This is a genomic window from Alcanivorax sp. MD8A (assembly GCF_002888555.1).
Classification (GTDB): domain Bacteria; phylum Pseudomonadota; class Gammaproteobacteria; order Pseudomonadales; family Alcanivoracaceae; genus Alcanivorax.
The window spans coordinates 131,963-144,565 of record NZ_AQOQ01000003.1 but is presented as its reverse complement, the minus strand read 5'-3'; the positions used below and the strand labels follow the sequence as shown (position 1 = coordinate 144,565).

Genomic DNA, 12,603 nt, shown 5'->3' with positions numbered 1-12,603 from the left:
GTCGCCCCTCCTCTCTGTAGGAACGTAGTAGAGCGGAGTAACGCACGAAGGGCGGCGCCGACGAGGGCAAGCGGGCATCCCGGCCATCAGGGCCCTGTCAGCCGTTTTGGATCCAGCAAGGCCTCCAGCTCATCTCTGGGTAACCCGGTGTGCTCTACGGCCACCTCGATAACCGGGCGACCACTGGCAAAGGCGTCCTTGGCAATGGCCGCGGCTTTTTCGTAGCCGATCACCGGGTTCAGTGCGGTGACCAGAATCGGGTTTTTGCCCACCCCTGCAGCAAGATTCTCCACATTGAAGGTCATGTCCCGGATCGCCCGGTCAGCCATATTGGTGCAGGTGTTGGCGAGCCACGCCGTCATGTCCAACAGGTTGGTCGCCACCAGGGGCAACATGACGTTGAGCTGAAAATTACCACTCTGCGCGGCAATGGCATTGGCCTGATCCAGCCCCATGACCTGGGCTGCCACCATGGTTGCCGACTCACAGATAACCGGATTGACCTTGCCCGGCATGATGGATGATCCGGGTTGGGTCGCAGGCAACTGTACTTCTGCCAGCCCATGGATCGGCCCGGAATTCATCCAGCGCAGATCGTTGGCAATTTTCATGATCACTACCGCCAGCCCACGCAAGGCTGAAGACAGGGCCAACGGCGCATCCAGTGCGCTCTGTGCCACAAAGGCATGGGGCAGTGCCGTAAAGGCATGGCCGGTTTCCTCTGACAACTGACGGGCAATGTATTCGGCAAAATCCGGGTGGGTATTGATCCCGCTGCCTACCGCCGTGCCACCTTGTGGGATACCGTGCAGTTCATCCCTTGCTACCGCTAACCGGCTACTGGCTGCCTGCAGTTGCAGTACCCAGGTATCCAGTTCCTGCTCCAGGGTCACCGGCATGGCATCCATCAGATGGGTTCTGCCTGTCTTCACCGTGTCGCGGCCTTCCCGGGCCCGCATTGCCAAGGTCACGATCAAATGCTCCAGGGCCGGTATCAGCTGCTCGGTGACAGCCAATACCGATGACACATGCAGAGCCGTGGGGATGGTGTCATTACTGCTCTGGCCGAGATTCACATCATCATTGGGGTGAATGTCGGCCCCTGCCTCATGACACAGGTGAGCAATCACCTCATTCACATTCATGTTGGTACTGGTGCCGGAGCCAGTCTGGAAAATATCCACCGGGAACTGGTCTGTATGTTGCCCGGACAACAGGTCATTGCAGGCACCCACAATCGCAACGGACTTGTCAGAAGGCAGCTGGTTAAGTTCCCGGTTGGCCTGTGCAGCACAGCGCTTGATGCGCACGACAGCCTCAATAAAGCGTGCAGGCAACGGCCGCCCGCTGATGGGAAAATTATCCACTGCCCGTTGTGTCTGCGCACCCCAACGGGCACTGGCCGGGACCTGAATTTCGCCGAGGGAATCTTTTTCGGTGCGGGTGTCAGTGGATGCCATGACCTGCCTCCTGCCTACATAGAACAACATGGTTCCATCATGGCATGGCAGCGACGAGGTTGCATTTCAAGGGTTCGCTAGACCGAAACGTTTAGCGTAGAGGTCACGGAGATTGCAGAGGAAAATAGGAGGGCACTCTGTGTTGTTGGAGACAGTCTGGTTGCGAGTGGTAGCAAACCGCCCCATCGCCAGCAGGCTGGCTCCCACCATTCAATCCATACCAATACCCCCGCTCTGTAGGAGCCTTGCTCTCAAGGCGATCCCGAGCCTTGGCGAGGATAAAATCCCTACTGGCATAGAGGCCGGGAGGAAGAAACAAGTTAGAAGTCAGTTCGATGTCAAAGAGCCACAAACAAAGGCTTTTTGCAACGGTTCCTAAATTTAGCTCAGTATTACTGAGGAATTTTGGCAACAATTTCGCTATGCCAAACACCGCCGGGCATCGCGATCTGCCCATAATTTTGATCACCGAATCCCAGACTTCCTATCAGCGGGTCAAGATGATTTGCGCCCGTTTGGCCAAAGTCAGCGTTCTCACCAATATAAAGCTTATTGGCAATCGTCAGACTGGGAAGGTTATCAGCGGTTTCATTCTCTGATCGAACCGTAATGCTACCGTTCCCCCAACCGAGACTACCAGTGACATTGTATAGCTGAAACGCCGATTGCGGACTGGAGACTTCAGCCAGAGTCAGATAAGAGGAGCCATCCAGATTCATGAACGCATCAAAGCCCAGAGCCTCAGATCCGCTGGCAGTGGTAGGATAAAGCACAAAGCGGAACTGATTGGCTGAAAGGTTCAAATCCCAAAGCGCAATTTTTGCGACATCGCTACCAAGATCGGACGGACTCCCAGCCCCCAGAAGGCCCCGCACCTGATAGCGCGAGAGCACATCAGTACTCAACATCATACCTGAAGGCAGATCCGGAAAAGCCGGATCATCCTGACCTAACACCAGGTACAAGTCATCCGCATTCCACAACACATCCACATTCATCAGCCCAATTGCCACATCGGCACCCATGTCAGCAAAAAGAAAGTGTGAGTTGGTTTCCCAACCCGCTGCCGCCGCATCCCGCATTGCCGCAACATTACTGTTTGCCGCATCCCAGTACCCGGGAGATTGGACCATTAAGGCGGCATCCAGCCTGAAACCATCAGGCTCGGCATATGGCCCTCCGGGATAGACCAGAATATCTGACTCGAGCAAGCCCATGGTCAGAATGACACTCCAGTCATAGGCACTGGCACTATCTACATTAGCCAGGCTATCTACCGCAATGCTTTCGCTATAGGCCCGCAGGTAACTGTCACGCAGTAAAATGGCGAATGCAGATTCTCCTGCATCGGCACGTGTATCGTAGAAATCATCAGCGACACAGGTTTGGCCCGTCACACCGAAACAAAGCCCACCACTACCCGCGCCATCCTGTAAAACATCCAACGCCATTTCCATTTTCAACATTGGCCCTGAACCATTACCGAGATGCCTCCAGTCACGGAACTGCAGCTGGGTATCATTTCCTCCTGCATGACCGAGATTCAGAATGAAATCGCTGTCAAAACCCCATTGGGTAAGGACACTCAGCCCCTGAGTCTTTGGCGAAAGCGCATTGACTCCTACACCCCCAGGGGAAACTCTGACCAAAGTATCTGTCAGTCCACCAATCCACCCAGCATGCATCATGGCCGTACGGCCACTGGTATCAAAGTCCGTAGCAGTGTCGTTATACATCAGATCAAACTGAAGGATAGATTCTGTAAACGACGAGGCTACCTTGATGCCAGTGTTATCAATGGCAATGGTGCCCAGGCCATCAGCGTGGCTGTTAGCCGCTCCGGTTGTAAACCGGTTGGTAAATTCCAGATTTCCGAAACTGATTTCGGCGCTCCCTGGCCCACCCTGCCGATAGATCCAGTCACCATTCAGATCAAAGGCAAGCTTTGCCTTGTTGCCATCGTTATCGAAAATCCCTCTATTTATAAAATTCAGCGAGCCTTGAGAATACAAGGCAGCCTGTCCCATAGAGGAAGACGTATTGGTCGGAGTTTCAATACTCATCCCTCCCATAATCAGACGAGTCAATCCCCACTGACTTTGTATGGAAAGCAGGGGGTCGGTACCGTCGTGTGAAACATCCATTACCCAGCTGGCAGACAGATTCGAGCCATTACCATCCAGTGAAACGTCACTAAGCCTGGTCAACGCTTCCTGGGCGGTGCCCTCGTCGGTTTCCCACGTCAAGCTTTCCGCGTTTATCCCTGACGAACTCTCAAGGTTCACTGTTAGGCCATCACGACCATTTACTTGGGAAAGCCCCGCATCATCCATAGGTGTCAATGCCAAGACACTTACAGGCATTGCCAGCAATAAGGAAAACGTTTTAGAAGCCATAGATTAGTGTGCTCCCGTCAAAACGAACCTGCATATTGGCATTGGGACCACTGCTATCACTAATGCGGAACGCATTGGCAACCCCGGCAGTCTCGTCACGCATGAAACCGTAATCGGCTACCGCATCCGGTCTATGCGGGTTAGCCGCATCACTGTAGGAAGCCCCTGGATTATTTCTTTCTACAACCATCGCACCAATGTTCAGAAAGGTCTGCATATCCTGGTATTCACCAGACCCTTTTGATGACGGATAGCTCATTTCGATTGCGGCCAGGGCTCTCGGATTACAGGTACCTGCAATCAAGCAAGTTCCATCTGCACGCTTGAATCGATCCGGATCGTAGTAAGCTGTATTGCTGGATGGCAGGCTTACCCCTTCCAAACGGATATCAGTCAGATTCAGATATCCGTAAAACTGTTTCATCACCAGCCAGTTTCGTTCCTTGTCGACAAATTCCATGCCGAGACGGCACGGGCTATAGCCACTTGCATCAGGTGTACAATGCGCCCCGGCAACGTGATTGTTATCTTGAACTTCTACATTGTTATGGAGTTTTACCGACAACTGAATGGCATTTTGTCCTGTTATGGCTCCCATTTCTTCGTCGTTCATAGGCGAAAGATCATTTGCCTTAATGACGCCAGAAATCAGTAACAGTAGTAAATAAAGGGGCTTTATCATTATTCTCATCGCCTTCCTCCCCTAGCAGAACTTACTGCTGCCATAGCAGTTTTGTGCACGGTGAAAATTAAGTTCCGGGTTTTCAATCAGGAAACCTGGCGCCCCCAGGAGCTCCAGGGCTCCACCAATAGACACATTGCCAAGATCAAAATCATCGTTGAAGACATCAACCAGTTTGGCGCTTGGTGCATTCATCCACCACCCGGTATTTGCAGGCACCGCATAGGCACTATGGCAACGGGGAGTGTCGTGTGTGGTGGTTGCACAAGCATCCAGAGCAACCCCCATGAGTCCTTGCTCGGTAAACTCTTCTGTTGGTGACACCTTGGCATAACGGGGATAAGCGACCGGCTCGCGCTGGAACGACAGAAAGAAGTCACCAGTCTCCGCAAAGGCAAGACCGTGCACAGTACGAGCATCCGCATTCAATTGAGCGTAGACATCATTCAGACCAATCGCCTGGAGCAAGGAAACAATGCCATCACCATTGAGTGTCAATACCGCCGACCTGAGTCCCAGACTCTGCATACGTGTTCCTGCAAGGTCCACAAAAATGGATTCATCCTGACTCGTACCGCATTCATCAACGGTAGTTGTTGTTCGCCCGGTACAACCCCAGGCATCCAATGGAATAAGGCCAGCGACCGCCGCCTTCACTCGCATTGTTAAAGAAAGATCTGTTCCCAGAAAGCCACTCACCGAATTCAGGCCCGAGTGGCATCCCACGACGTTTGCACCAACAAAATCACTGGGGTTACACGTGCTGCCGAATCCCGTATTTTCTTCGTTGACGACCCCATTGTAGTAACGGCGCCCTGTTGCCATAAAACCATCGACTGTCGCGGCTCCGATTTTGATCCCGACCACTTCGCGCATGGTATGGGTATCATCATTCTTTATCGCAAATTCCATATATGGGCGATCCAGCGTAACGGGGCTTTGTGGATCACCAGGCTTGTAACCATCACGGCCCATCATGCTGACGTAGTCAATATCGATATCACAACCTGCATGACCAGACAGGAAGTCATTCACACCACCACACCCCAGCTGCAGCTTTGTCATGTTGAGATTAAGTTGCATCTCACCATCCATACCTACTCGGTAAAAATTGAACGGTGTTGAGTATTCATTCGCCCCTGTCAGCTCGTCACCACGAATCATATCGGCCACAAACAACCCCTGACCTGATACTTCCCGCAAATCGCTATCTTCAAGTTCGACCATTCCTGAATGAGAAAGCGCTTTACCAGATATCGAGTATGAAACCATCAGCAATGCGATAAAAATTCTTACATTGCAGATTTTTTTGTTTTTATTCATTTCGATAACTTTACGGCGAACCTGCACCGTAACTGGTGAATTTCATGTAATTCATTTGCATTCCTTCAATCCTGGAATCCCCGATGTTGACAACATCAGTTCTAATAACAGGAATGCCTCGAGTCTCACCCGTGGTTCCACAGAAGAAACCGCAATCCACTTCTTCTTTGTAGGGGCGGCTTGCAACGCCAAATGTCGTTGATGGATCAAGTTTATTTAAAACAAATACATGCTTGGCCCCCGCATTAACGGAGTAACTTCCTCCATAACCACAGCGATATGGATCACCACTTGTTGCCTGACAGCTATCCGAAATAGCGTAATAACGGCCACTCATATCGTAGCCATCGGTATATTGGTCCCCAGGACCATCATTTCTATTAGAGACACCGACGCCGCGAGGGGTATAGCCATCGCCCGCACACCCCTCACCGCCAGGGCAGGTGTACTGACTGTTGCCGTTTCTCACATCCACCGCAGTTAGCATGTACGCAAACGCATCAAAGTCAGCGCAGGTTGAGCATTTTCGAAAGAACATGCCGTCAGAAGTACTGTTATAGGCATTACGGTCCGGGTGCGATTTCGTACCACTAACGCCATGTACGGTTGGGCAACCTATCCCACGGCAAGGAGTCCAGTCTCCCCAACGTGAGTAGCCATGGTGGTGTTGTATTGATCCAACCAGGCCTGGGCATTGGCAAAACCTTCATAAAGGGTGACGCCATACTGGTTGATCACGTGTTGTTCGTATGTGGCGACATTTGGACTGCCAATATTGTGCAAGTAAGCAAGTCGAGCCGTGATGAAACCCGCTATACCATTCTCATAGGTGGTTCCATCAAGCACATAGCTACCGTGCACCACATCTTCGTCAACGGCGTACGAATAGAAGTGTTTCTGCGCATTGTTCAAAGCAACATAAGGGCTTTGAGCCGGGTCCCTGAGAAACGGCAGTTCCATAATGAAGTTACCGTCCTGACTGGGCACTGCATCAAGAGTTAACGCTTGGTAGAAAGGTTGGCCAAGGGCAATAAATGCTTCTACATTTTTAAAATGAAGCCCTTCCTGTTCATCAAAAATTACTGGTACACCAACAACATCGCTGGCAGCTCGGCTATCCTGAGCAGCCGAGAAACGGAAATCCCCTCGCAAATCACTGTGGTACATGATTGCAAAGGTTTCATTACCAGGCTGGGTATGCTGGAACAGCCTGAAAATGGAACCTGCCGCATTCCCCTGAATCAATGTCTGTGATTTAAGAAAATCTCCCACATCCCCCGTAACGCCGCTGGACATATTTTGCGCATTCAAGTATTCATTGGGAGCAGTTCTGCCTGCTTCTATTTCCCCCATGAAGGCAAAGTTGTAGTAAGGCTGATTGGTTGGAGCAACGTATTCATAAACCGTTTTATCCGGGCTATCCGGATCCGCATTCAGCAAGGTGCCATCATAGCTATAGCCCGAAGGAGAAAAGGCCCGCAGCACATAGGGGTTATCGTAGGGGGAGAAATTTGGGATCACACCTCCCAGCGGACAAGCCAGACCGGTGCCAGTACACGCCGTACCAAAACTGCTACCAGACTGATCCCAATGGAAACCCTCGTTTCCGGTCGAGCCATCAGGGACTGCGGTGATGCTTAAGCCATACCAACGCATATCGGCACGTTGAAAAGTGGTTGTGCCGACAGGAGCTGTGCCCATCTGCTCAAAATAACTGGTCGGTTTGGTGAGCCAGCGAAAATTCTCAAAACCGAGTGCAATACCGGCCCCGCTCACATCGGACATGGCGGCGTCATCCATGCGCTCCAGTGCAGCCATGCTGCTGAGGGGCAACAGGGCCAGCAGGCCGAGCAGTCCCGCTCGCGCTGAATAGCACACAACACGCATGCGCTGACGAATCGTCTGCATGACGCACTCTCCCATATACAGTCTTTCTATTATTATTTCCTATCTGTTTACATTCGTTCACAGATAGTTGCTATAGCTTTACATAAGGTGGCGCGATAGTACTGATCAAACAATGATCAGCAAGCGGGATTTTGTATACGCAACTTTATTCCCTTGTTTTATAAGGGTTTTTTTCACTGGTCGGCAGATGGGCGGAATGGTCATAAAGGCGATTTATTTGGCCAATCGTGTAGACGGTTTGTTTAGGAAACGTTTTGTTTATCAATCGCTTACGGTGTGGAGGGGACCACACCCACAGGGGGATCCCCCCACCCTTGAACGCGAAGCCGCTGTAGGAGCGCCGGTTATTCGCAACGCTCACCCTGCGGGCGTTCATTCGCTGCGCTCGGTGGCGGCGCGATTCCAGGCGTTAGGCTATCGCGCCGCGAGCGACGCTCCTACGGAGAGGGGATGTCTGGTGGGTTATTTGCCGATGCAGAAGGAGGAAAAGATGCGGCCGAGCAGGTCATCGGCGGTGAAGGCGCCGGTGATCTCTTCCAGCGCTTTTTGGGCGGCGCGCAGATCTTCGGCGAGGAGTTCGCCTGCGGCATAACCGTGCAGTTGCGCCCGGCCGTTTTCCAGAGCCTGCAGGGCCTGCTCCAGCGCAGTGATATGGCGGCGGCGGGCCGAGAATCGGCTTTGCCCCTCCCCCTGGTAGCCAGCCACCTGTTTGAGGTGGTCACGGAAGGCCGGGAGCCCCTCTCCAGTGGAAGCGGACAGTACAAAGCAACCATCCGAACGCGGCCCACAGGGCAAGCCCGACAAGTCCGCCTTGTTGAGGATCACGGTGATGGGAAGCGCCAGATCCTCCAGCTGTTGCTGACTCTGCGGCAACAGGCTGTGGATATCCTGTGGATCTATTGACTGTTCCCGGGAATCCACCATGACCAGCAACCGGTCGGCTTTTTTGATTTCAGCAAAGGCCCGGCGGATGCCTTCCTGCTCGACCACATCCGCACTGTCACGCAGGCCGGCGGTATCGATCAGGTTCAGCGGCATGCCATCAATCTGAATAGATTCGCGCAGCACATCCCGGGTAGTGCCCGCTATGTCCGTGACGATGGCCGCATCGAACCCGGCCAGGGCGTTCATCAGGGACGATTTGCCCGCATTGGGTTTGCCCGCAATGACCAGGGTCATCCCTTCTCGGACCAATCGGCCTTGCCGAGCCTCATCCAGCACCCGCAGGCATTGCTGGTGCACCGCTTGCAGGTCACCGGCTACCTTGCCGTCTGACAGGAAGTCGATTTCCTCTTCCGGGAAATCGATGGCGGCTTCCACATAGATGCGCAGGCCGATCAGGTCTTCTACCAGTTGATTCACTTCGCTGGAAAAAGCGCCTTGCAGGGAATTGAGCGCGGCTCTGGCAGAGGCTTCTGTACCGGCATCAATCAGGTCGGCAATGGCTTCCGCCTGGGTCAGGTCCATCTTTTCGTTCAGGAAGGCCCGTTGAGAGAACTCCCCCGCCCGAGCCTGCCGTGCACCGGCATCGATACACGCCTTCACCAGCAAATCGAGAATGACGGGGCCCCCATGCCCCTGCAATTCCACCACGTCTTCACCGGTAAAGGAGTTTGGCGCTGGGAAATAGATGGCCAGTCCTTCGTCGATGACCTGTCCTGCGACATCCCGAAAGCGGGCAAAGTGCGCCAGGCGCGGGGTCAGTTCGCGATCGCCGCAGATTGATTTTGAGATGCCAAGGGCAGCAGGCCCGGACAGACGCACCACACCCACCCCACCCCGACCGGGAGCGGTAGCAATGGCAACGATGGTGTCAGCGGAATTAGGCATGGGAAAAAGCGACAAACGGCAAGCTTCAAGCCGCAAGGAAAACCTAAAAAGGGCGAAATGTCACGAATTTAAAAGGCTCGCTACCCGTAGGAGCGTCGCTGGCGGCGCGATCCCCAACGTCCAATATCGCGCCGCGAGCGACGCTCCTACGGATAGGTTGGAGACCGTGCACCCGGCAACGACGTTAGTCGTTGCCTTTTTCGATGTTTTTGGTGATTACCCACTGCTGGGCGATGGACAGGATATTGTTGGTCAGCCAGTACAGCACCAGACCAGCCGGGAACCACAACATGAAGACGGAGAACACGATTGGCATCCACTTCATCACCTGGGCCTGCATGGGATCCGCCGGGGTCGGGTTAAGGCGGGTCTGCAGGAACATGGAGGCGCCCATCAGGATCGGCAGCACGAAATAGGGATCCATCACCGACAGGTCATTGATCCACAGGAAGAACGGCGCCTGGCGCAGCTCCACCGATTCCAGCAGCACATAGTACAGGGCGATGAACACCGGCATCTGCACCAGCATCGGCAGACAGCCACCCAGCGGGTTGATCTTTTCCCGCTGGAACAGCTTCATGGTTTCCATCTGCGCTTTCTGACGATCGTTCTTGTTCTGCTCCTTGATGCGCTGCATCTCGGGAGCCACCTTGCGCATCTTCGCCATGGAACGATAGCTGGTCGCGCTAAGCTTGAAGAAGATCGCCTTGATGATGAAGGTCAGCAGAATGATCGCCACGCCCCAGTTGCTGACGCCGCCACCGATATCGATATCCATGCCGAAAATGGACACTTCGCCGCTCTGCAGGAACACCAGCAGGGCAAAGATCGGCTGGGAAATAAACCACAGCCAGCCATAGTCCACGGTCATGTTCAGGCCAGGGCTGATGGCTTCCAGGTGATCCTGGGTTTTCGGCCCGGCATAAAACTCGGCATACAGTACCTTCTCTTCGCCCGGCGCCACTTTCACGGTGGGGGACACAAAACGCAGCAGGTACTGGTCACGCTGCTTGAGGTGCACGCTGGAATAGTGGTTACGCTGCTGCGGGTCAGGAATCCACGCCGATACAAAGTAATGCTGCACCATGGCCAGCCAGCCGCCCTCAACAGTGAGGTTCAGCGGGCTTTCCTGCATGTCATCGAAGTCCAGCTTGTTGTAGGGCTTTTCGGTATCCCAGTAGGCTGCCCCAAGATACGTCGGCATGGGCGCCCAGCCCTGCTTGGACAGCCCCGGATCGTCATTGCCATCGCGTTTGATCTGCCCGTACAGGGCCCCGGACCATTCACTATTGCCCTGGTTGCGGACGATATGGCTGACACGCACCAGATAGCTGCCTTTTTCAAAGGTATAGCGCTTGATGATTTGCGCACCGTTGTCCTGACTCAGGGTCAGGTCAACATTCAGCTCATTGTCGCTTTCATTCAGGGTGTAGCGGTCTGACGCAGCTGACCACAGTGGCCGGCCAGCACTGGAATCGGTGCCGTTAGTCCCCACCAGGCCGCTCTGGGCAACGTAGGTACGGGTAGCATCCTGCTCCATCAGTACAAATGGCTGATCCGGTGTCTCGACGTGGGTTGGGTAGTCCGGCAGTGCCAGGCGGACAATATCCCCACCTTGCAGGTCGATTTCGACTCGCAATACGTCGGTGTTGACTTCGATCTGCCGTGACGAGGAGGAGGTCTGCGTGTTTTCCACAGCAGGCAGGCCCAGAGCGTCAGCCGCTGCGGTTTCGGCTTGCGCGGAGGGCACCCCGTTATCCTCGCCCAAATCAGACTGGGGAGCGGGAAGATCAGGGGTCGCGTTGCCCGCGTCAGCCACTTGCTCGGTGACAGCGGGTTGGGAGGGGTTGGCATAGTCTTTCTGCCAAGCCTGAATCATCAGGTAGGAGACGACGGCAATGCCAGTAATCACTAAGGCGCGCGGGATTTCCATAAGAGGCTTATCTTTGGCGTGAAAAACGGGCCGCAGTTTCTCAAGCCTGCCGGCACTTGGCAAGCAGCTTGTCGAAAAGCTGACCTAGCTGTTGGCTGACAAGGGCTGGATCGGGGTGATCCACACGACCGCGGACCAGCAAGATAATATCCAGGCCGTGAAGGCTCTGTTGGCGAAGCCGGAACTGTTCACGGGCGCGGCGCTTGATACAGGCCCGGTCAACTGCCCGTTTGGCACGCTTGCGTCCAATCACCAGACCCAGTCGCGGCAGGGGTTCCTCAGAGGCTTTTGCCATCAACAAAAACGAGGCATTGCCCACCTTCCAGGAAGCGTGGTCAAAAACAGCCTGATAGTGAGAACCGGTGAGAAGTCGGTGTTGCCGGGTAAAGGCCTGGGACAAAGGCACAGTTACCTCAGCCGGAGGGTAGGAGAAAACGGTTGGCTTAGGCAGCCAACCGCTTGCGACCCTTGGCACGGCGAGCAGCCAGTACCTTGCGACCATTCTTGGTGGCCATACGGGCACGGAAACCGTGGGCGCGCTTGCGCTTCAGTACGCTGGGCTGAAATGTACGTTTCATGGCGTCTTACCTGTGGAAATAGACTGCTATTTAGAAGGGCGGCAAGTCTAGGGAATCCCGGTCTCAGTGTCAACGATATTGCGTGACGGGATTGTCGTGGGAAGGGGCGATTTTTTGGGTTTCGAACTTTAGCGAGGAATGCCCGACAGCAAAGAGGGCTTTTCTCTGTGGGCGGAGTGTTCCCTGCGGTGAACTTGTTTTTAACCCAGGTCTGGAATCGCGCCACGAGCGACGGTCCTGCTGCAAACTGTCAAGAGTCATAAGCGCTTCATCTGGTTCATCACAACGCCGATTCACGTCTTTTCTTCGTTGAGGATTTAGCCTTGAGCATGCTCGATCCCTTTTGAAACGGTCACTGTTAATAGAATTTATATATTTAAGTATTTATTAGTTGTATTGGTAATTATAGGGCTCGCCAGATTCTGTGGGTAAGTATCAAATATCTAATAAATTCAAAATCTTGTGTTAATGATAACTTGCGTATGACCCTGTG

General features: G+C 53.7%; 10 protein-coding genes. All 10 read right to left on the bottom strand.

The genetic code is table 11. The annotated features are described in order from the left end of the window. Positions 1 to 86: 86 nt before the first annotated feature. Positions 87 to 1,460 (bottom strand): lyase family protein, encoded by a 1,374-nt coding sequence (locus A15D_RS02725; RefSeq protein WP_102790670.1) that lies wholly within the window; start codon positions 1,458 to 1,460, stop codon positions 87 to 89. Between the two features lie 392 nt (positions 1,461 to 1,852). Next, positions 1,853 to 3,856 (bottom strand): DUF6160 family protein, encoded by a 2,004-nt coding sequence (locus A15D_RS02720; protein ID WP_146026836.1) that lies wholly within the window; start codon positions 3,854 to 3,856, stop codon positions 1,853 to 1,855. Next, a complete protein-coding gene (locus tag A15D_RS02715; RefSeq protein ID WP_146026835.1) occupies positions 3,846 to 4,547 on the bottom strand; it encodes a hypothetical protein in 702 nt (233 codons plus the stop codon). The genes A15D_RS02720 and A15D_RS02715 overlap by 11 nt, the downstream gene beginning before the upstream one ends. 12 nt (positions 4,548 to 4,559) lie before the next feature. Further along, positions 4,560 to 5,861 carry a hypothetical protein gene (locus A15D_RS02710; protein WP_146026834.1) on the bottom strand — a complete coding sequence of 434 codons (1,302 nt, stop codon included), beginning with the start codon at positions 5,859 to 5,861 and terminating at the stop codon, positions 4,560 to 4,562. A gap of 10 nt (positions 5,862 to 5,871) precedes the next feature. Continuing rightward, positions 5,872 to 6,348 (bottom strand): hypothetical protein, encoded by a 477-nt coding sequence (locus A15D_RS17125; protein ID WP_146026833.1) that lies wholly within the window; start codon positions 6,346 to 6,348, stop codon positions 5,872 to 5,874. A 128-nt stretch (positions 6,349 to 6,476) separates the two neighbouring features. Beyond that, complete coding sequence (locus tag A15D_RS02705; protein ID WP_102790666.1) at positions 6,477 to 7,769, bottom strand: hypothetical protein; 1,293 nt, start codon at positions 7,767 to 7,769, stop codon at positions 6,477 to 6,479. Between the two features lie 462 nt (positions 7,770 to 8,231). After that, positions 8,232 to 9,599 carry a tRNA uridine-5-carboxymethylaminomethyl(34) synthesis GTPase MnmE gene (gene mnmE / locus A15D_RS02700; RefSeq protein ID WP_102790665.1) on the bottom strand — a complete coding sequence of 456 codons (1,368 nt, stop codon included), beginning with the start codon at positions 9,597 to 9,599 and terminating at the stop codon, positions 8,232 to 8,234. Between the two features lie 184 nt (positions 9,600 to 9,783). Beyond that, the gene (yidC, locus tag A15D_RS02695) at positions 9,784 to 11,532 is read right to left on the bottom strand and encodes a membrane protein insertase YidC (RefSeq protein WP_102790664.1); all 1,749 of its coding nucleotides are present in this window, start codon (positions 11,530 to 11,532) and stop codon (positions 9,784 to 9,786) included. Between the two features lie 40 nt (positions 11,533 to 11,572). Beyond that, on the bottom strand, positions 11,573 to 11,938 hold the full coding sequence (gene rnpA / locus A15D_RS02690; RefSeq protein ID WP_102790663.1) for a ribonuclease P protein component: 366 nt from the start codon (positions 11,936 to 11,938) through the stop codon (positions 11,573 to 11,575). Between the two features lie 37 nt (positions 11,939 to 11,975). Next, on the bottom strand, positions 11,976 to 12,110 hold the full coding sequence (gene rpmH / locus A15D_RS02685; RefSeq protein ID WP_008929683.1) for a 50S ribosomal protein L34: 135 nt from the start codon (positions 12,108 to 12,110) through the stop codon (positions 11,976 to 11,978). Between the last annotated feature and the right edge of the window lie 493 nt (positions 12,111 to 12,603).

Excerpts from the sequence above, each read along its gene's own strand:
- mnmE (WP_102790665.1), bottom strand. The coding sequence starts at position 9,599 with ATGCCTAATTCCGCTGACACCATCGTTGCCATTGCTACCGCTCCCGGT.
- A15D_RS02720 (WP_146026836.1), bottom strand. The coding sequence starts at position 3,856 with ATGGCTTCTAAAACGTTTTCCTTATTGCTGGCAATGCCTGTAAGTGTC.
- yidC (WP_102790664.1), bottom strand. The coding sequence starts at position 11,532 with ATGGAAATCCCGCGCGCCTTAGTGATTACTGGCATTGCCGTCGTCTCC.
- A15D_RS02705 (WP_102790666.1), bottom strand. The coding sequence starts at position 7,769 with ATGCAGACGATTCGTCAGCGCATGCGTGTTGTGTGCTATTCAGCGCGA.
- A15D_RS02710 (WP_146026834.1), bottom strand. The coding sequence starts at position 5,861 with ATGAATAAAAACAAAAAAATCTGCAATGTAAGAATTTTTATCGCATTG.
- A15D_RS02725 (WP_102790670.1), bottom strand. The coding sequence starts at position 1,460 with ATGGCATCCACTGACACCCGCACCGAAAAAGATTCCCTCGGCGAAATT.
- A15D_RS02715 (WP_146026835.1), bottom strand. The coding sequence starts at position 4,547 with ATGAGAATAATGATAAAGCCCCTTTATTTACTACTGTTACTGATTTCT.
- rpmH (WP_008929683.1), bottom strand. The coding sequence starts at position 12,110 with ATGAAACGTACATTTCAGCCCAGCGTACTGAAGCGCAAGCGCGCCCAC.
- A15D_RS17125 (WP_146026833.1), bottom strand. The coding sequence starts at position 6,348 with ATGCTAACTGCGGTGGATGTGAGAAACGGCAACAGTCAGTACACCTGC.